The sequence below is a fragment of the Nonomuraea sp. CX421 genome (assembly GCF_059358955.1).
On sequence record NZ_JCADBK010000007.1, the window covers coordinates 141,393 to 159,447 of the forward strand.

Consider the following 18,055-nt stretch of genomic DNA (forward strand, 5'->3'; position numbering starts at 1 on the left):
TGAACGGGCCAGACCTGCTCGCTTGTTCACTTATCGCTCACCGATTCTCGTGCCCGGGGGGTCACTCGCCAACTCCTCCTCGCTCGGTCGCACCGTCTGTGCCGAAAAGCCCGCGACCACGACACCGGCGAGGGCGAGATAGGCCCGCCGCCCGGCCGCGCGCAACTGCCCCGGGTCGACGACATCGGCGCCACCCGGCGCCAGGTCGTCCTCCCAGGGGACCCTGACGATGGCCCGGCACCTGCCGCTGGCCACCGATTCCGCCTGCTCGACGTCGGCCATCGAACGCCTGCTCACCCCGTTGACCACCATGACCGCCCGCCGCCGCAGGTCCGCGCACCCGTGCCCGTCGAGCCACTCGTACGTCATCGCGACCGCCTCCGGCGCCTCCTCGCTCGCGGGCACCACCAGCACCAGCTGGTCCGCGTACGGCAGGACCCGCGCGGCCAGCGCGGCCGCCGGATCGATGACGGCCAGTTTGTAGTGCCGGTCGAGCAGGTGCATGACCTGCCCCAGCCGGTGGTCGGAGAACAGCGTGCGATCGGTCAGCCGCTGCTCCGCCTCCGCGTCGGAGTCGGCCCCGATCACCTCCAGGCCCGACGCCGTACGGGTCGTGTAGCCGCGCATCGTCAGGTAGCCGCTGACCTGGTGCAGCCCGGCCAGCAGCGACGCGAGCGTCTCCGGCGTCTCCGGCGTGATCCTGCTGGTCAGAGTGTTGCCGCCGGTGTTGGCGTCGACGGCGATCACCTTGTCGTCTCGGTAGGTGGCCAGCGTGTGGCCGAGCATCAACGCGGTCGTGCTCTGTCCGGCGCCGCCCGTGCAACCGAGCACGACGATCCGGCGGCTGCCGCTGAACACCCCTCTCGCCCTGGCCTCGTCGATCTCCGAGCCGTCGCTCCGCACCCCGCCGCCGCCGACGACCACCTGGGCGATCCGCCGCCATCCGCCGGAGTCACGTCCCACGACGGACTCCACCCGGCGCACCCGTGCCTCCCGCGACCCGGTCACCACAGGCCGCGGTCCGGTGCCCCCGTCACGAGCCACCGAAGCCGCTACGCCTTCGTTTCGCCTGGTGACGCCGGTGTCGGCGACCTCGTCGCCCCGCCGCGCACTGCCCTCACGGGCCGCCGGAGCCGGGTCGTTCCGCCTGGCGTCCTCATCGCGACGAGCACCGGCCGAGACGCCCTGACCGGCACGCCGTACTGGGGCGCCGGCTCCCTGGTCGCGTCGGACCGTCTGACCGGCCTGCGGCCGGCTCCGCCGCGCGTCCAGCGGCGGCACCTGCCGGGGCGGCTGCCCCTTACGGTGCTGCATCCGCGCGACCTCGTCCTCACGGGCCGTCTCCACCTCACCAGCCACGGACCCGCCGAACGCCGACCCGCTGGACGCCGACCCGCTGGACGCCGACCCAGCGGAAGCCGCTTCTCCGGCCACCGGCTCGGCCGGCGCGGGCTCACCCGGCGGGGACGTGGTGGAGGCGGACTCAGCGGGCACCGGCTCATCGGCCCCCGAATCGCCGACCGCCGACCCATCGGACACAGACCCGGCCGACATGGACCCACGAGCCGCTGACCCGGGCGACGCAGACCTTCCGAAGGTCGCGTCAGCCACCGCAGGCTCGCCGGAGGAGGACCCGGCCGACTCGGACTCTCCGGACCCACACGTCGTAGACGCGGACCCTGCAGACTCCGATCGTTCCGGCGCGGCTCCAACGGCCCCGGACTCAGACTCTCCGGCCCCGGCCGACACCGACCGATCCGGCGCGGATCCCCCAACCCCCGACTCGGACTCTCCAGACCCAGACGTCACAGACGCGGACCCTGCAGACACCGATCGTTCCGGCGCGGCTCCAACGGCCCCGGACTCGACGGCCCCGGACTCGACGGACACAGATTCGCCGGACACCGGTTCGGCGGACACCGGTTCGGCGGGCATGGGCTCGGCGGATGTCGAGTCATCGGAGGCGGAGCCGTCAGTTGCCGGTCCGGACGACGTGGAGGCTCCGGAGGTCGCGCGGTCGGAGACGGGAGAGACCGTCGCGGACGCCGGCGAGGGTGTGGACGGCTGGGCGTCGGCGGTCGCCGCGAGTCTGCGCAGCCGCCGCAACGCCTCGGTGTCGATGGGCTTCCCCACCGTGGGCCCGGACCGCTCACGCGCCTCCGCGCGCTCGGCATCCCGGGCGGCACGTCTCTCGGGGCCACTCGGCGAGCGGTCCGTAGCGGGCTGGGCGGTCCCCGTCGTGGGCTGGGCGGCACCCGTCGCGGCGCTCCGGACGGCGGATGTTCCGGCCGGTGACAGTTCCGTAGCGGGGGGCGCGCCGGTGCCCGCATCGAGGGCCCGAGTGACGCCTGGGGAATCGCCGGAAACAGACAACTCCCCCCACCGCATGGGCGAGGCGTCCTTCGTGACGACCTCGCCACGCACCGCGTGAAGATCCTGTGAGAGGGCGGGGGCGGTGCCTCGGCGGGAGGCGGAACCCCGGGCTGAGCGGCTGGACGCGGGCTCGGCGAGCGGGGCCTGGGCGGCCGCGGCAGCGGCGGCGGCCACGGCGGGACGCACCTGGCGCGGCCCGCCCGCCCGCTGGGCCGAGCGTTTGGGCTGGCGCGCCTTGCGCCGCTTCTTCACGCGTACGCGGGCCGGCATGGTGTGCCAGACGCGGCCGGAGAAGGTGATCGTCTCGGGCTCGGTGGCGGGCGCGAGACGGTACCAGGCGCGCGGCTGCCCGAGGTAGCGGAGCTGCGACTCCAGGAGCTCGGTGAGGCGCTTGCCCTCGATGACGGGCCGGGTGGACAGCCAGGTCACGATCCCGGGCGGCACGAGATAGAGAACGTGCCACGGCATCGCCACCGGCACGCCGACCAGGAACAACAGGAGCGACCACGGCACGAACACGCCGACGAACACACCGATCCAGACGATGGGGAGCGGCATCGGCAGCCGTAGGTCGTACAGCTTGTAGAGCCGCTTCTCGATTCGCCAGATGTTGGTGTACGTGGGCAGGTCCACGCGGTCCTCCTCTCCACCCGCTCGTTCATGACCGCCGCGGAGCGGTCCCAACCCCTTACTTGATGCCCAATGCGCCCGCGATTGCCTTCGCCGTCACCTCGATAATGTTGGGAACGTAGAAGATCACGCCGATGGCCACGGCCAGAATGAGGAACTGCACGAATCGGGTGATCTCACGCGTGAAGAGGAAGAAGAGCGCGACCACCGAGACGACGACGAGGAAGAGCGGGGCGAAGAACGCGCGCAGGAAGCTGGCGAGTCCTTCGGTGTTGACGCCGGTCGGAGCGGGTGACGGCGTCATTTCGATCAGGTTGAGCACTACGGTCTTCAAGATCACTTCTTGTCCTCCCGGGGGGTGCCGATCAGCAGCGTGGTCGTACGTCTACCCAACAGCCCGACCGGCGCCGCGGATGTCGTTGACGTACCACTTGTCGCCCTGCTTCTCGACGGTGAGGTGGTAGGCCTGCTCAAGGCGGCCGGCCACCTCGCTCGGGTCCGTGGCGTTGGGGTCGGTCGGTGGCGCCGCGCCGGTCGGCACGACCCACACCACCACTGCCTTGATCTCTCGCGTGGCACCCCCCACAGGCACCACCAGCTCCTGGAGCCCGCCGAACGTGAACGCGCCGCCGAAGCTCGGCAGGCTCTTGCCGACGGCGAGGTAGCGCTGCAGCCCCGCGGTGTCACCTGAGGCGTACGCCTTGAAGAACCCCTCCAGCTGGGGCTTGAGCTCGGCGGCGGCGACGTCGTCACCCTCCGGCTCGGCGATCTGGGGCAGGTCGGCCGGTGCGGGCGCGGGCAGGATGGCAGGCCGGCCGGACACCACGAACCTGCCGCCGTCATCGTCGTCACCCGAGTAGTAGATCGGGACGGACAGCATGAGCCTGCGCGCCCCCGACTGGAAGGACACCGTGACGACGGCGTTGCTGGCGTCGTCGGCCCGGATGTCGTAGGGCTGAATGGCCACGGCCGACAGCTTGCCATTGCCGTCCCAGCCCAGCTGGGGCGACATGCCCTCGGCCAGGAACGCCTCCAGTTTGCCCGCCCTGCTCGCGGCGTCGGCCGGGTTGAAATTCAGATAAACGCCGGCGAACTGTGCGGCGAACGCCATGCCCCGGTCGACCGGGAATCCGTGGTGGACGTCGACGACGCCATTCGGCGCCGCGGCCTCCTGCTGAGTAAACCTCTCAAATGGGGCACGGACCCCATTAACGACGATAACCACGATAAGCGCCCAAAGAATGATGCGCCCCATCCAGACCAGCCAGCGCCCGCCGCCGCCCGACCAGCCCCGCCGCGACCTGCGCGGCGGCGGCGCGTCGTAGTCGGCCATGTCCGGGCGTGCCGAAAGCTCGGGGTCGCCAGCGATCCGAGGACCGTGCTGGACGGTTGACCTACGAGCCATCACGCCTCCGCTCGCGCCCGTCCCCCCGGCTGGCGCGGTGTCGTCCGTTGCCGATCCCCATCATCCGTGGTGAAGCAGTCACCCTATCCGGTCTCCGCCATTGTTCCAGGAAAGCCACGCCCATGCTGCAGGCATCGCCGTCCGGGGGCAAACCGAGTACGCATGACGCGAAGGAGTGCCCAGTACCTCCACAATCATCCCCAATTGGCATTTGGCCAGGCCAGACGCCTGACCGCATTACCCGCCGGCCAGACATTCCTGTCCGATTGGCGTAGGGACTGTCCCGAACTACGCATTTGGTATAAGACGCGAGCGGCCGCATACCCGCCGAGGGCATGCGGCCGGTCCGTACGGCGTGGTCAGGCCGGCTCGGGATCCTGAAGGGAGGTCGGCTGCCTTCTGCTGCGCAGGTCCACCACGGGCGCCGCCGGCCCGTTGCGTGGCAGCGCCCGCTCGAGCGAGCCACGCAGGTCGGCGAGCATCGCGGTGGCGTCGCGCTCACGCAACCGCGACGCGAGCTCCTCTCGCTCGTCCACCTTCCTTCGCAGGTAGGCCTCGCGGTTGACGCGCAGGCCGTACATGAGCTCGACCCTGAGCAGGGCGAGCTCCTCTTCGAGGCTGATGCCCGCCAGTGACGGGGCGGGACGTCGTTTCTGGATGATGCGACGGATCATGAGGGGGCCTCCCGAGTCAGCGTGAACGCCGTGACGATTCGACGCGCGGGGGAGCACGGTGGTTGACGTCTCATCTGTCCCGGAATCAGACAATGCCCGCTGGACTTTTCCTGACCTCTCTGGTTCATTACTACTGTAGTGAACCAGAGAACGGAAGGGCCACGATGCCAGTCCTGGAGATCACCGACCTGACCAAGCGCTACGGCGACCTCCTCGCCGTCGACCACATGAGCTTCGCCATCGAGGAGGGCGAGACCTACGGACTCCTCGGCCCCAACGGCGCGGGCAAGACCACGACGATCTCGATGGTCGTGGGCGTCCTCGACCGCGACGGCGGCGAGGTGCTGATCGACGGTCTGCGGCACGACGTGACGTCCGTGAAGACCAAGGCACTGATCGGGTACGTGCCGCAGGAGCTGGCCCTGTACCCGGACCTGACGGCCAGGGAGAACCTGCGCTTCTTCGGGCACCTGTACGGCCTGACCGCCCGCCCCGCGAGAACGCGGATCACGGAGGTGCTCGAGCTCGTCGAGCTGCACGACCGCGCGGACGAGGCCGTCACGAAGTACTCCGGCGGCATGATGCGCCGGCTCAACATCGCCATCGGGCTGCTCAACCGGCCACGCCTGCTGGTGCTGGACGAGCCCACCGCCGGCGTCGACCCGCACAGCCGCAACGCGATCCTGGAGAGCGTCCAGCGCCTGGCGGCCGAGGGCGTGGCCACCCTCTACACGACGCACTACATGGAGGAGGCCGAACGGCTGTGCGACCGGGTGGGCATCGTGGACGCCGGCCACATGCTGGCCGAGGGGACGCGCCGGGAACTGGTCGGCCTGCTGGACGAGCACGACCGGGTCATCCTGCGGGTCGCGGACGGAGCGGCGCGAGCCGTACCCACTCTGCGGGACCTTCCGGGGGTGTTGAAGGCGGGCGGCGAGGACGGCGACCTGGAGCTGATCGTGAACGAGGCGCGCAGCCTGTTACCCGCGATCATCGGCGCGCTGGGCGAGGCGGGGGTGGAGGTGCGGTCGGTCGAGGTGCGCGAGCCGGACCTCGAATCGGTCTTCCTGCACATCACCGGCAAAGCACTGCGGGATTGAGGAGCCGACCGATGCCTCCCGTCATGGCCATCCTCCTCAAGGATCTCCGGCAGCGCTCACGTGACAGCACGCTCCTGCTCTTCGGCGTCCTCCTGCCGCTCGGCCTGGCCTTCCTGTTCAGTCTGATGCTCGGCGGCGGCGACGGCAGCCGCTTCAACGCCCGGTACGCGGTCGCCGACCTCGACCGCGGCCCCGACGCCACGGCCTTCGTCGGGCAGGTGCTCGAACCCCTGGAGCGACGCGGCACCGTCAGCCTCCAGCGGGTCTCCTCCGTCCAGGACGGTGCCCGCCTGCTGGAGCGGAAGGAGGCCGACGCGGTGTTCGTGATCCCGGCCGGTTTCTCCTCGGCCACCACGCCGGAGGTGATCGGCGGCGCGCACGCCCCGATCGCCGTACAGGTCGCCAGGGAGATGGCTCAGGCCTTCGCGATGGAACGGCAGTCGATCCGGCTGGCCGTGCTCGCCGCCTCACGCGGCCTGCCGGTGGACGAGGAACGGGACAGCCGCCTCGCCCGACGCGCGCAGGAGGTGGCCGCGCCCCTGACGCTGGTCTCCGACACCTCCGCGACCCGCCGCCAGCTCGACACGGCCACCTACCACGCCGCCGGGATGGCGATCTTCTTCCAGTTCTTCGTCGCCATGTTCGTCATGGCCGCCGTCTTCGAGGAGCGGCGCTCGCGGGTGCTGGCCCGGGTCCTCGCCGCTCCGGTCTCCCGGGCCGCTGTCCTGGGCGGCAAGGCGCTCGGCGGGATTCTCATCGGCCTGATGAGCATGGCCGTGGTCGTGGCCGCCTCCACCTGGCTGATGGGCGCCCGATGGGGGCCGCCGCTCGGTGTCGCGGCCCTCGTCATCGCCGGCGTGCTGGCCGTGACCGGCATCGCGGCGGCGGTCGCCGGCTTCTCCAACACCTCCGAACAGGCCGCCAACCGGATATCCGTGGTCGCCATGGTTCTCGGTGTCTTCGGCGGCGCCCTGTTCCCGATCCCCCAGCTCGGCGTGCTGGAGGTGGCGAGCCATCTCACGCCGCACCGGTGGTTTCTGACCGGTCTGGCCGACCTGGCAGCCGGTCTGTCTCCCGGCGCGCTGCTGACGCCGGTCCTCGTCCTGCTCGCCATCGCCGCCGCCACCGGCGGGCTCGCCCTGACCCGTGTCGGCGGGATGACCCGCACGTGACTTACCCCCCAGGGCTGAAGCCCGGTTCTCCAGCAAAGGACATCCGATGAAACCGCTCGCCATCGCGCTTCTCAACGTACGCCGGCTCTTCCGGGACCGGAGCAACATCTTCTTCGTGATCATCACTCCGTTCGTGATGATCTTCCTGATGGGACTGTTGTTCGGCGGCGGCCGTCAACTGCACATCGGGGTCGCCGGCGGCACGACGCCGCTCGCCGACCGGCTGGCCACCTCCCTCGGCTCGCCGAGCATCCAGGTCGCCCGGTTCGGCAGCGAGGAACGCCTGCTCGCCGACGTCGAACGCGGCCGGCTGCACGGCGGACTGGTGATCCCCGCCGGGTACGAGGCCACGCTCCGCGCCGGCGGCCGGGCGGAAGTCAGATACGTGAGCCGCCCCGGTGACCCCGCGGCCGCGGACCTGGGCAGCCGGGTGCGGTGGGCGGTCTCACGGGAAGCCGCCGTGCTGAAGGCGGCCCAGTTCGGCGCCGCGGAAGGCGGCACGGCAGGCAGAGCGGACGCAGGAGCGGACGCCGGAGCGGACGCCGGAGCGGACGCCGGAGCCGCCTCCGCCTTCGACGAGAGCCTGCGCCTGGCCTCGGGCAACGCCGGGGTGGACGTGAAGGTGGTCACCGTCGGGCGGAGCGAGATCCCACCCGGGTTCGGCCAGTTCGCCTTCTCCGCGCCGCCTCTGCTGCTGCTCTACACCTTCCTGACGGCGTTGACCGCCTCGATCGGGCTGGTCCAGACCCGTCGGCTCGGCATCTCCCGCAGGATGTACGCCTCGCCGACGCCCGCCAGGACCATCGTCGCGGGAGAGGCGGCCGGGCGGCTGGCCATCGCCCTCCTCCAGAGCCTGCTGATCATGTTGGGCTCGGCCGTGCTGTTCGGGGTCGACTGGGGCGATCCGCTCGGCGCCGCCGCGATGGTGATCCTGTTCGCACTGGTGGGAGGAGGCGCGGCGACGCTCCTGGGAGCGCTGGTCGGCAACGAGGGCGTGGCGATCTCCGTGTCGGTGATCCTGGGGCTCGGTCTCGGCGCGCTCGGCGGCACCATGGTGCCGCTCGACTCCTTCGAGGGCACCCTGCGGACGATCGCCCACCTCACCCCGCACGCCTGGGGCTACGACGGCTTCGCCGAGCTGGTGCGGCACGGCGCCGACCTGCCCGGCATCTCGTCCCAGCTCGGTGTCCTGGCCGGCTACGCGGCGGTGCTCTTCGCGCTCGGCAGCTGGTGCCTGCGCCGCGCGCTGGTCCGCTGACCCGCCCTACACGTTGAACCGGAACTCGACCACGTCGCCGTCGCGCATGACGTAGTCCTTGCCCTCGATGCGCGCCTTGCCCGCCGAACGCGCGGCGGCGATCGAACCGGCCTCGACCAGGTCGTCGAACGAGACCACCTCGGCCTTGATGAAACCGCGCTGGAAGTCGGTGTGGATCACACCGGCCGCCTCGGGGGCGGTGGCTCCCTTGCGGATCGTCCAGGCCCTGGTCTCCTTGGGGCCGGCCGTCAGGTAGGTCTGCAGACCGAGCGTCTCGAAGCCGACCCTGGCGAGCTGCGACAGGCCCGACTCCTCCTGGCCCACCGACTGCAGCAGCTCCAGCGCCTCCTCCTCGTCGAGCTCGACCAACTCGGACTCGATCTTGGCGTCGAGGAAGACCGCCTCAGCCGGGGCGACCAGAGTCGACAGCTGCTCGCGCAGCGCCGTGTCGATCAGCTCGTCGGCGTCGAGGTTGAAGACGTAGAGGAACGGCTTGGCCGTCAGCAGGTGGAGCTCGCGCAGCTCCTCACGGTCGAGCAGACCGCTCTCGAAGATGGTCTTGCCGGTCTCCAGGACCTTCAGGGCCTCTTCGGCGGCCTCCAGCGCGGCCTTCTTGTCCTTGTTGTTGCGCGCCTCCTTCTGCAGGCGCGGAACGGCCTTCTCGACCGTCTGCAGGTCGGCCATGATCAACTCGGTGTTGATCGTCTCGATGTCGCGCTTGGGGGAGATCTCGCCGTCGACGTGCGTCACGTCGGGGTCGCCGAAGACCCGGATCACCTGGCAGATCGCGTCGGTGTCGCGGATGTTGGCGAGGAACTGGTTGCCCCGCCCCTGCCCCTCGGAGGCGCCCTTGACCAGGCCCGCGATGTCGACGAACTCCACCTTGGCAGGCAGGACCTTGGCCGAGCCGAAGATCCCGGCCAGCACCGGCAGCCGATCATCGGGAACGCCCACGATGCCCACGTTGGGCTCGATGGTGGCGAACGGGTAGTTCGCGGCGAGCGCGTTGCCGGTCTTGGTCAACGCGTTGAAGAGCGTCGACTTGCCGACGTTGGGCAGGCCGACGATGCCGATCGAGAGGCTCATGCCTCCTCCTTAACCGGCCGCACGCGCCCTGGGCTGCAGTGTTGGATGGTTGCCTCGCTACGCTCGCTCACGTGCAGCGAGTTTACTTGCTGCGCAGACGCAGGCAGGTCACCGGCCGGTAGGCCCCCCGGCTCTCCAGGTAGTGGTCGGCTCCCTTCGGACAGCGCGCGGGCGCCGACTCGAAGGACCTCACCTGGGCCCACGCCCGGCCGGACGAGCAGGCCACGCGAGTGATCGCCGACCTGGTCACCACGTCGCGGGCGGGCCGGGCCACGCACATGCCGCGCTCCAGCACCCGGCCGCCGCCGCCGAGACAGATCACGCCGTCCACGGTCAACGTGTCGAGAGTGGCCGCGGGGCAACCGGCCGCCTCGCGGGTGACCGCGATGGCCCTGCCGTACCAGCCGGGTCGTGAACACGGCCGCTCGCGGCCGTCGAGCGCGACGCAGTCGCCGGCCCTGAGCACCCCGCCGCCACCGCCCGGGACGCCCGCGTGGGGAGCACGGAAGTCACGCACGCAGGCCGTACGGGCGTCGCCGATGCGGACGACGTCATCGGTGTCGTCGGGACACTGACCGAGGCCCGGCGGGTCGGCGGCCACGGCCACCACCTCGGACTGACCGCTGTCGCACCCTGTCAGGTCATATCTGTCGCCGGACCTGCGCACACAGGCGCCCGGGGACCATCGCAGCGGCTGGGCGGACACCACCCTCATCGACGGCTCCGGCGAGCCGGTGCGGGCGCCGCCTCCGGTCAGCGCCAACGCCGCGGCCACCACCCCGGACACGATGGCGATGGTCGCGAGGAGTGCCACCACCATACGGATCCCCGTAATCATAGGGATACTGTGCGTGACGGAGGGGGGCCGCGCAAGCGTGTCTGGCGGATCCGAGCCCGATGTCCTGCAATCATCGATGGAGTGGACGCCGTCTCGCTTCTCCTCGGACTCGTCGCCGGGTTCGCCATCGGGTTCCTGGTGGCCCGCACTCGCGCGGCGGTCCGGGTGGCCGAGGCCGACGCGCGGGCCAAGGCATCGGCCGACAAGCTCGTCTACGTCGAGGAGCAGCTGACCGAGCGCTTCCAGGCCCTGTCGGCGCGCGCGCTCGACGTCAACAACCTCCGCTTCCTGGAGCTGGCCGAGACCAGGCTCAACGCCAGCCGCGTGGAGGCGACCGGCGACCTCGACCAGCGCAGGCAGGCCGTCGAGCACCTGGTCGAGCCGCTGAAGGACGCGCTCGCCCGGGTCGAGGCGCAGCTGCGTGACACCGAGTCCGGCCAGCGGGCGGCCCGCGCCGAGCTGGCCAAGCAGATGGAGTTCGTCCGGCAGAGCAACGTGGAGCTGCGCTCCCAGACCACGGCGCTGGTGCGCGCGCTGCAACGGCCCGAGGCGCGTGGCCGGTGGGGCGAGCTGCAGCTGCGCCGGGTGGCCGAGATCGCCGGGATGCAGCGCCACTGCGACTTCGACGAGCAGGTCACCGAGGGCGCGATGCGGCCCGACATGGTGGTGCGGCTGGCCGGCGGCAAGAACATCGTGGTCGACTCCAAGGTGTCGCTGGCCGCCTACCTGGAGGCCGCCGAGGCGTCCGACGAGTCGCTGGCCACCGTCCGTCTCGACGCGCACGCCCGGCACGTACGCGAGCACGTCGACCGGCTGTCCGCCAAGACCTACTGGCAGGCGTTCAATCCGTCACCCGAGTTCGTGGTGCTGTTCATCCCCGGCGAGGCGTTCCTGGCGCCGGCGCTGGAGCGCGATCCCGGTCTGCTGGAGTACGCGATGACCAGGCGGGTGCACATCGCCACCCCGACCACGCTGATCACGATGCTGCGCACCGCGCACTACGCCTGGCAGCAGGCCGCGCTCAGCGAGAACGCCCGCGCGGTGTTCGAGCTGGGCAAGGAGCTGTACGAACGGCTGTCGTCACTGGGTAGGAATGTAGAGTCGCTGGGCAAGTCGCTCACCCGGGCGGTCGAGGCGTACAACAAGACTGTGGGATCGCTCGAAAGCCGCGTCCTGGTCAGTGCGCGCAAACTTCACGATCTGGGAGTTGTCGACGGTGAGCTCGACTCCCCCGAGATGCTCGAAGACCTGCCCAGGCCGCTGGCCTCGCCCGAACTGCTCGAAACCTCGTCTCTCATTTCGCACGTGAACGGTAAGTTGGCCCACGGGTCGCAGTAAGGGGGGCGGGGCCAGTGAGTGAGAAAGGCCGGCGTTCAGCGGTGAAGCTGACCGCCCGCGGCGCCATCGCGCTCGCCCTGATCGCCACTCTGGCGGGCTATGTGCTGGCCGCCCTGGTCGATCTGCCGATCGTCACCGGGGTGGCGTTCGTGCTGGCGAGCCTGCTCGGGGTGCTGCTGGTCAACCCGCGCGAGCTGCTGTCGCTGGTCGTCACGCCGCCGCTGGTGTTCTTCGCGGCGACGTTCTTCGTCGAGCTCGGCCGGGCGCTCGTCTCGATCTCGATCGCGCAGTCACTCGCGCTCGGCCTGTACAGCTCGCTGTCGAACGGCGCCCCCTGGTTGTTCGCGGGCTCGGCCGTCGTGCTCGGCGTGGCCTGGCGGCGCGGCCTGCGCGACAACGTACGCGAGCTGCGTGACGAGCTCCGCGCGGGCGCTGAGGTGCCGCGCCCGCGCCAGCCGTTCGTGCCCGAGCCCGAGGGCTACTTCGAGCCCAAGGTCTACGGGACGCCGCGCGGCGAGGACTAGGAGGCCCGGAGATCCTTGCGCAGCTCGTGGGGCAGCGCGAACCTCATGCTCTCCTTCACCGACTCGACCTGCTCGACGTCGGCGAAGCCGTGGCCGGCCAGCCGGGCGAGCACCTCGTCGACCAGCTCCTCGGGCACCGAGGCGCCGCTGGTGACGCCGACCGTGGTGACGCCGTCGAGCCACTCGTCCTTGATGAACGTGGCGTTGTCGACCAGGTAGGCGGCGTCGGCGCCGTACTCCTTGGCCACCTCGACCAGCCGCTTGGAGTTGGAGGAGTTGTCCGAGCCGACGACGATGACCAGCTCGGACCGCGCCGCGATCTCCTTGACCGCGACCTGGCGGTTCTGGGTGGCGTAGCAGATGTCGTCGCTGGGCGGGTCGATCAGCGTGGGGAAACGCTCCTTGAGCCGGGCGACCGTCTCGACCGTCTCGTCGACCGACAGCGTGGTCTGCGACAGCCAGACCAGCTTGGACGGGTCCTTGACCTGCACCTTGCCGACCGATTCGAGGCCGTCGACCAGCTGGATGTGGTCGGGCGCCTCACCCGAGGTGCCCTCGACCTCCTCGTGACCCTCGTGGCCGATCAGCAGGATGTCGTAGTCCTGGCCGGCGAACCTCTTCGCCTCGTTGTGCACCTTGGTCACCAGCGGGCAGGTAGCGTCGATGGTGCGCAACCCGCGCTGCTTCGCCTCGCCGTGCACGGCGGGCGAGACTCCGTGGGCGGAGAAGACGACGATCTCGCCCTCGGGCACCTCCTCGGTCTCCTCGACGAAGATGGCGCCCTTGGCCTCGAGTGTCTTGACCACGTGGGTGTTGTGCACGATCTGCTTGCGCACGTAGATCGGCGCACCGTACTGCTCCAGAGCCTTCTCGACCGCTACCACGGCTCGATCGACTCCGGCGCAGTAGCCGCGCGGCTTGGCAACAAGGACACGGCGGGAAGTGCGGGACTGGGGCTCCATACTTCTTATGCTACGTGGAGCGGCCGACAGGCCCGCGCGTGCACGCTTGCCCGCCGTTTGCCAGACTGGCCGTCCAATACTGACCTCCCAGGGAGATGTCATGTCCCTTAGCGACGTGATACGCAACATCACCAAGTCCGTCACCGACAAGGAGAAGGCGAAAGAGCTTCCGCTCCTCGTCGTCCAGTCCACGCTGAGCGCCGCCGGTCAGGCACTGCTCCTGGTCGACCGGATGAAGAGCTCGCTCAAGGGCCTGGCCGGCAAGGGCGAGAAGGAGGAGTCGTACGACTCCCGCCCCTCCGCCGCCGACCAGGTGGCGGCGCCCGCGCCGGTCGAGGAGACCAAGCCCGCGCGCAGGGAGCCGGTCATCTTCGCGCCGCGCCCCTCGGCGGAGCCGGCCGCCGCCAACGGGTCCGCCAAGACCACGCCCGAGCCGGTCATCTTCGCGCCCGCCAAGCCCGCCAAGGGCGAGCCTGCCGCGCCCGCCGGCGAGTCCAAGGCCGCGCCCGCCGCGCCCGCGGAGCAGGCCAAGGCCGCCAAGACCGAGCCCGCCGCGGCCACGACCACCGAGCCGCCGGCCGGTGCTGAGCCGGCCGCCGCTACGGCGGAGCCCGCCGTCGCGGCCGAGCCGCCCGCCGGTGCCGAGCCCGTCAAGCCGAAGCCGACGGCCGTGACGCCCGCCACCGAAGCCACCACTGAGCCGGTGGCCGAGACGGCCGCAAGCACGGCCGCCGAGCCCGTGGCCGAGCCGAAGGCGGCTACGAAGTCCAGGGCTGCCGCCAAGCCGAAGGCCGCCACCAAGCCCAAGACCGCGGCCAAGCCCAAGACCGCCGCGAAGGGCGAGGACTCCGCCAAGACGGCGGGTGCCGGAAAGGCCGCAACCGCCGAGAAGACCGAGGACGAGACCAAGGCGGTGGCGGAGCCGGCGAAGGCTGCCGCCGGAGGCGCCGGGCCGGCCGAGCCGCTGCCGGGCTACTCGGGGCTGACCGTGGCGTCGCTGCGGGCCAGGATGCGCGGCAAGTCGGCCGAGCAGATGACCGAGCTGCTGGCGTACGAGCAGGCGACGGCCGCGCGGCCCGAGGTCATCCGGATGTTCGAGAACCGGCTGACCAAGCTGCGCGCCGGGGAATAGTCGGTCCGGCACCGTAGTCTTCCGGCATGACCTCGAAGACGTCGCCCGAGTCTCCGCTGCCGATCCGCACCGTCCTGCAGATGGTGGGCGGCTGGATCGGCAAGCTGGGCACGGTCTGGGTCGAGGGGCAGATCACCGACCTGACGGCACGCGGCGGCACGGTGTTCCTGACGCTGCGCGATCCGGTGGCCAACGTGTCGGCCCGGGTCACCGCGCCGCGCGGCGTCTACGAGGCGGCCCTGCCGCGTCCCGCCGACGGCGCCAGGGTCGTGGTGCACGTCAAGCCCGATTTCTGGATCAACAAGGGCTCGTTCGCCTTCACCGCGCTGGAGATCCGCCCTGTCGGCGTCGGCGAGCTGCTGGCCCGCCTGGAGCGGCTGCGCCGGCTGCTGGCCGCCGAGGGGCTGTTCAACACCGACCGCAAGCGGCGGCTGCCGTTCCTGCCGGGCACGGTCGGGCTGATCTGCGGGCGTGACTCGGCGGCGGAGCGCGACGTGCTGGAGAACTCCCGGCGCCGCTGGCCCGCCGTGCGCTTCAAGGTCGAGGAAGTGGCCGTCCAGGGGCCCTACGCCGTGGGCGAGGTCACCGAGGCGCTGCGCAAGCTCGACGCCGACTCGTCGATCGACGTGATCGTCATCGCCCGTGGCGGCGGCTCGCTGGAGGATCTGCTGCCGTTCTCGGACGAGACGCTGGTCCGCGCGGTGGCCGCCTGCCGCACTCCCGTGGTGAGCGCGATCGGTCACGAGCAGGACGGTCCGCTGCTCGACCTGGTGGCCGACGTGCGCGCGTCCACCCCGACCGACGCCGCCAAGAAGGTCGTGCCCGACGTGGGCGAGCAGCTGACCCTGGTGCGCCAGCTCCGCGACCGGGGCCGCAGGGTCGTCGGCGGCTGGCTCGACCGGGAGACCTCGTGGCTCACGTCGGTCCGCTCCCGCCCCTCCCTCGCCGATCCCGTACGCGAGCTCGAACGCCGGGCCGAGCAGGCCGAGGCCCTCCGCGACCGGGCGAGACGCTCGCTCGCCGGCTCTCTCGACCGGGCCGAGGACTCCCTGTCCCACCTGCGCGCCCGTCTCGTCGCCCTGTCGCCGGCCGCGACGCTCGAACGCGGCTACGCCATCGTCCAGCACCCGTCCGGTGACGTCGTACGCCTGGCCAAGGACGTCTCACCTGGCGCCCTGCTGACGATCCGGCTCACCGACGACCGCCTGACGGTCCGCGCGGAGGCACCGGGCGGCGACGACACCCCCGCCGCCAAGCCGCGCAAGCCTCGCAAGAAGCCCGCCGACCCGGCCTGACGGGTCTCAGCCGCGCCGGTGTGATTCCCGATACGTACGGACACCTCGGCCCCATCACGAGCAGGCGCGCAGGAGTTCCCGGGGCGCGGTCGAGCCGACCCATCAGGCTCACCGACCGCTCGACCGGGCCGCCCGACCCGTGCTTCAGGCGGGCGGAACCGCTCGACCGGCTCGCCCCGGACCCGTGCCTCAGGCGGGCGGACCGCCGGTCACCGAGAGGGCCAGGTCGTCGAGTGCCGACTTGATGGCCTCGACGGACATGCCCCGTTCGTCACGCTGGTAGCAGATCAGATGGGCGTTGACCGAGGCGAGCAGCGCGTCGGCCAGGAAGCGGGCGTCGGCGCCAGGACGGGCCTGGGCGAGCAGGCTGGCCAGGTGGGTGTGATGCACCTTGTACGGTCCGCCGAAGCGCGCCTTCGGCGATCCCAGCTCCACCAGCAGGAACAGATCCTCCTGGTCCATCACCCGGTCGACGACGGCGCTCAGGAAGGCGCGGATGCGTTCGGCGGGCGGGGCTCCGGGGCCGATCGGTGGCGGCCCGCTCAGGAACGCCTGCTGAAAGCGGCGTTCCCGCTCGTCGATGAGCGCCCACACCAGCCCCGCCCGGTCACCGAAGCGGCGGTAGACGGTGCCGACGCCGACGCCCGCCTCTTTCGCCACCTCGTCGAGGGACAGCTGGTCGGCGCCGTGTTCGGCGATCATGCGGGAGGCGACCTCGATGATCTTCTGGCGGTTGCGCGCGGCGTCGGCACGTTCGGGTGGGGGCTGTCCGATCATCGGCAGCGGTCGGCGTCCGCACACGCGTGAGAGCTTATCGGTTGTAACCGGAAAAGCCTCCGGATAGGCTTCCCTGAAATAAGCGGAGAACCCTCCGATTCAATGGGAGCCTGCATGCCGAACGACTTCAACCAGCAGATCATCGACGAGTTCCGCGCCAACGAGGGCCTGGTCGGCGGGGCGTTCGAGGGCTCGTCCCTGGTCCTGCTCACGACCAGGGGAGCCAGGACCGGCCGGCCGGCCACCACCCCGGCCATGTATCTGCGCGACGGTGACAGGGTCGTGATCATCGCCTCCAACGCCGGAGCCGACAACCACCCGGCGTGGTATCACAACCTGCGGGCCAACCCGAGGGTCACGGCCGAGATCGGCACTGAGACGTTCGAGGCCGAGGCGGTCGTGATCGACGGCGAGGAACGCGACCGGCTCTACGCCCGGATGGTCGAGATCGCGCCCGGCTTCGCGGACTACGAGGCCAAGACCACCCGGCGCATCCCCGTGGTCGCCCTGGAGCGCCAGAACGCCTGAGCGGGAGCGTACGGCCGCCTGAGCCTGGACTCCCAGCCGCCCGAGCCCCGGCGCGTAGAACCGGCCCCCGAAGGTCTGGCGCGCGGGACCGCCACAGGAGAAGTCCCGAACCGGCTCAGGGGGCCAGAAACGGGCTCCACAAGCGGCCCGGAACAGCTCAGAAGGGCGCGTCGTCGTCTCGGGAGGCGGTCGGGTCGGACCGGCGGGCCATGGCGGCGGCGAGCTTGACTCTGGCGCCCTGGAGCCATTCCTCGCAGATGGCGGCCAGCTTCTCGCCGCGCTCCCACAGCTCGATCGACTGCTCCAGGGTGAGGCCGCCCGTCTCCAGGCGGCGCACGACCTCGGTCAGCTCCTCGCGGGCCTGCTCGTATGAGGGTGCCTTCTCGTCTGCCACAGGCACCACCTTAGGGTCGGCGGCCGACAATCGCGGTCAGCCGCGGGGACGTTGCTGGAGGGAGGCGGCCAGCTCGGCCAGCTCGGGCCAGTCGGCCGTGCCCGTGACCACCAGCGTGACCTCCGGCAGCATGCGGACCAGCGAGCGTTGGTCCTTGTCCTCGCGCAGGCGCCGCTCCCACGTCTGGCCGGCGACCTGCTCGGTGCCCACCACGCGCTCGGAATTGGCCATCCGGCTGGCGAAGGCGGCCGCCGGCTTCTCGTCGCTCTGCACGAACATGGCGTGCTCGCGCTTGGCGGTGGCGTAGCCGAGCGAGAGGACCTGCGCGTTGTTCTCGCCCTTGGCGATGCGGTTGCTGTTGGGCACCCAGCCGGCCGGGTCCTTGGCGGGAGCCCACACGCCGTAGGGGACGCTGTGGCCGAAGTTGGCGACGGTGATCGAGTATTCGCGCCGAGGGATGTGCTCCTCACGGCTCTGCGGCGCGATCAGCAGGAACAGCCCCGCCGCCGCGAGACAGACGAACACTGCTACCGCGTAGCCGTAGAAACCCTCGGTGAACCGTCGCACAT

Annotated in this window: 18 protein-coding genes; 8 read left to right on the top strand and 10 right to left on the bottom strand. The window is 70.9% G+C overall.

The genetic code is table 11. From position 1 onward, the window contains the following. Window positions 1-30: 30 nt before the first annotated feature. The 4 genes from AC5L3X_RS15555 to AC5L3X_RS15570 all read right to left on the bottom strand — a co-directional run bounded on the left by AC5L3X_RS15555 (window position 31) and on the right by AC5L3X_RS15570 (window position 5,082). A complete protein-coding gene (locus tag AC5L3X_RS15555) occupies window positions 31-3,006 on the bottom strand; it encodes a TcpE family conjugal transfer membrane protein (RefSeq protein WP_494857571.1) in 2,976 nt (991 codons plus the stop codon). Between the two features lie 55 nt (window positions 3,007-3,061). Beyond that, window positions 3,062-3,307 (bottom strand): hypothetical protein, encoded by a 246-nt coding sequence (locus AC5L3X_RS15560; RefSeq protein ID WP_225263094.1) that lies wholly within the window; start codon window positions 3,305-3,307, stop codon window positions 3,062-3,064. An 81-nt stretch (window positions 3,308-3,388) separates the two neighbouring features. Beyond that, window positions 3,389-4,408 (bottom strand): conjugal transfer protein, encoded by a 1,020-nt coding sequence (locus AC5L3X_RS15565; protein ID WP_189124177.1) that lies wholly within the window; start codon window positions 4,406-4,408, stop codon window positions 3,389-3,391. A gap of 359 nt (window positions 4,409-4,767) precedes the next feature. After that, on the bottom strand, window positions 4,768-5,082 hold the full coding sequence (locus tag AC5L3X_RS15570) for a hypothetical protein (RefSeq protein WP_189124176.1): 315 nt from the start codon (window positions 5,080-5,082) through the stop codon (window positions 4,768-4,770). A gap of 164 nt (window positions 5,083-5,246) precedes the next feature. Between AC5L3X_RS15570 and AC5L3X_RS15575 the strand changes: the two genes are divergently transcribed. The 3 genes from AC5L3X_RS15575 to AC5L3X_RS15585 are packed head-to-tail and all read left to right on the top strand — an operon-like array spanning window position 5,247 to window position 8,612. Next, window positions 5,247-6,182 carry an ABC transporter ATP-binding protein gene (locus AC5L3X_RS15575; protein ID WP_494857572.1) on the top strand — a complete coding sequence of 312 codons (936 nt, stop codon included), beginning with the start codon at window positions 5,247-5,249 and terminating at the stop codon, window positions 6,180-6,182. A gap of 11 nt (window positions 6,183-6,193) precedes the next feature. After that, window positions 6,194-7,354 (top strand): ABC transporter permease, encoded by a 1,161-nt coding sequence (locus tag AC5L3X_RS15580; protein ID WP_494857573.1) that lies wholly within the window; start codon window positions 6,194-6,196, stop codon window positions 7,352-7,354. A 46-nt stretch (window positions 7,355-7,400) separates the two neighbouring features. After that, window positions 7,401-8,612, top strand: coding sequence for an ABC transporter permease (locus AC5L3X_RS15585; protein ID WP_494857574.1), 1,212 nt, complete (start codon window positions 7,401-7,403; stop codon window positions 8,610-8,612). Window positions 8,613-8,618: 6 nt separating this feature from the next. Here the strand turns inward: AC5L3X_RS15585 and ychF are convergent, their stop codons facing one another. Together ychF and AC5L3X_RS15595 are read right to left on the bottom strand one after the other, a co-directional pair. Beyond that, the gene (ychF, locus tag AC5L3X_RS15590; protein WP_494857575.1) at window positions 8,619-9,698 is read right to left on the bottom strand and encodes a redox-regulated ATPase YchF; all 1,080 of its coding nucleotides are present in this window, start codon (window positions 9,696-9,698) and stop codon (window positions 8,619-8,621) included. Window positions 9,699-9,780: 82 nt separating this feature from the next. After that, window positions 9,781-10,518 (bottom strand): hypothetical protein, encoded by a 738-nt coding sequence (locus AC5L3X_RS15595; RefSeq protein WP_494857576.1) that lies wholly within the window; start codon window positions 10,516-10,518, stop codon window positions 9,781-9,783. Window positions 10,519-10,617: 99 nt separating this feature from the next. Between AC5L3X_RS15595 and AC5L3X_RS15600 the strand changes: the two genes are divergently transcribed. Both AC5L3X_RS15600 and AC5L3X_RS15605 read left to right on the top strand, forming a co-directional pair. Next, the gene (locus AC5L3X_RS15600) at window positions 10,618-11,874 is read left to right on the top strand and encodes a DNA recombination protein RmuC (RefSeq protein WP_494857577.1); all 1,257 of its coding nucleotides are present in this window, start codon (window positions 10,618-10,620) and stop codon (window positions 11,872-11,874) included. Window positions 11,875-11,888: 14 nt separating this feature from the next. After that, a complete protein-coding gene (locus tag AC5L3X_RS15605) occupies window positions 11,889-12,398 on the top strand; it encodes a DUF6542 domain-containing protein (RefSeq protein ID WP_189124170.1) in 510 nt (169 codons plus the stop codon). Here AC5L3X_RS15605 and AC5L3X_RS15610 read toward each other — a convergent pair. Next, entirely contained in the window at window positions 12,395-13,360 is a 966-nt protein-coding gene (locus tag AC5L3X_RS15610; protein ID WP_189124169.1) for a 4-hydroxy-3-methylbut-2-enyl diphosphate reductase, read from the bottom strand. The two genes, AC5L3X_RS15605 and AC5L3X_RS15610, sit on opposite strands and share 4 nt — an antisense overlap. 100 nt (window positions 13,361-13,460) lie before the next feature. Between AC5L3X_RS15610 and AC5L3X_RS15615 the strand changes: the two genes are divergently transcribed. Both AC5L3X_RS15615 and xseA read left to right on the top strand, forming a co-directional pair. Beyond that, window positions 13,461-14,492, top strand: coding sequence for a DUF8129 domain-containing protein (locus AC5L3X_RS15615; protein WP_494857578.1), 1,032 nt, complete (start codon window positions 13,461-13,463; stop codon window positions 14,490-14,492). Between the two features lie 26 nt (window positions 14,493-14,518). Continuing rightward, window positions 14,519-15,787: an exodeoxyribonuclease VII large subunit gene (gene xseA / locus AC5L3X_RS15620; RefSeq protein WP_225263037.1), complete on the top strand. Its 1,269-nt coding sequence runs from the start codon at window positions 14,519-14,521 to the stop codon at window positions 15,785-15,787. 189 nt (window positions 15,788-15,976) lie between these two features. Here the strand turns inward: xseA and AC5L3X_RS15625 are convergent, their stop codons facing one another. Next, complete coding sequence (locus AC5L3X_RS15625) at window positions 15,977-16,588, bottom strand: TetR/AcrR family transcriptional regulator (RefSeq protein WP_494857579.1); 612 nt, start codon at window positions 16,586-16,588, stop codon at window positions 15,977-15,979. A gap of 90 nt (window positions 16,589-16,678) precedes the next feature. Between AC5L3X_RS15625 and AC5L3X_RS15630 the strand changes: the two genes are divergently transcribed. Next, window positions 16,679-17,092, top strand: a complete 414-nt coding sequence (locus AC5L3X_RS15630) for a nitroreductase family deazaflavin-dependent oxidoreductase (protein ID WP_494857580.1) — start codon at window positions 16,679-16,681, stop codon at window positions 17,090-17,092. A 157-nt stretch (window positions 17,093-17,249) separates the two neighbouring features. On the opposite strand, the gene AC5L3X_RS15635 is transcribed toward AC5L3X_RS15630, so the two are convergent. Next, window positions 17,250-17,486: an exodeoxyribonuclease VII small subunit gene (locus AC5L3X_RS15635; protein ID WP_189124166.1), complete on the bottom strand. Its 237-nt coding sequence runs from the start codon at window positions 17,484-17,486 to the stop codon at window positions 17,250-17,252. Window positions 17,487-17,522: 36 nt separating this feature from the next. After that, window positions 17,523-18,053, bottom strand: coding sequence for a DUF4245 domain-containing protein (locus AC5L3X_RS15640; protein ID WP_189124165.1), 531 nt, complete (start codon window positions 18,051-18,053; stop codon window positions 17,523-17,525). Window positions 18,054-18,055 lie beyond the last annotated feature (2 nt).

Bases quoted from the DNA above. Each gene is read 5' to 3' on its own strand.
- AC5L3X_RS15570 (WP_189124176.1), bottom strand. From the start codon at position 5,082: ATGATCCGTCGCATCATCCAGAAACGACGTCCCGCCCCGTCACTGGCG.
- AC5L3X_RS15580 (WP_494857573.1), top strand. From the start codon at position 6,194: ATGCCTCCCGTCATGGCCATCCTCCTCAAGGATCTCCGGCAGCGCTCA.
- xseA (WP_225263037.1), top strand. From the start codon at position 14,519: ATGACCTCGAAGACGTCGCCCGAGTCTCCGCTGCCGATCCGCACCGTC.
- AC5L3X_RS15610 (WP_189124169.1), bottom strand. From the start codon at position 13,360: ATGGAGCCCCAGTCCCGCACTTCCCGCCGTGTCCTTGTTGCCAAGCCG.
- ychF (WP_494857575.1), bottom strand. From the start codon at position 9,698: ATGAGCCTCTCGATCGGCATCGTCGGCCTGCCCAACGTCGGCAAGTCG.
- AC5L3X_RS15565 (WP_189124177.1), bottom strand. From the start codon at position 4,408: ATGGCTCGTAGGTCAACCGTCCAGCACGGTCCTCGGATCGCTGGCGAC.
- AC5L3X_RS15575 (WP_494857572.1), top strand. From the start codon at position 5,247: ATGCCAGTCCTGGAGATCACCGACCTGACCAAGCGCTACGGCGACCTC.
- AC5L3X_RS15560 (WP_225263094.1), bottom strand. From the start codon at position 3,307: ATGACGCCGTCACCCGCTCCGACCGGCGTCAACACCGAAGGACTCGCC.
- AC5L3X_RS15630 (WP_494857580.1), top strand. From the start codon at position 16,679: ATGCCGAACGACTTCAACCAGCAGATCATCGACGAGTTCCGCGCCAAC.
- AC5L3X_RS15595 (WP_494857576.1), bottom strand. From the start codon at position 10,518: ATGGTGGTGGCACTCCTCGCGACCATCGCCATCGTGTCCGGGGTGGTG.
- AC5L3X_RS15585 (WP_494857574.1), top strand. From the start codon at position 7,401: ATGAAACCGCTCGCCATCGCGCTTCTCAACGTACGCCGGCTCTTCCGG.
- AC5L3X_RS15615 (WP_494857578.1), top strand. From the start codon at position 13,461: ATGTCCCTTAGCGACGTGATACGCAACATCACCAAGTCCGTCACCGAC.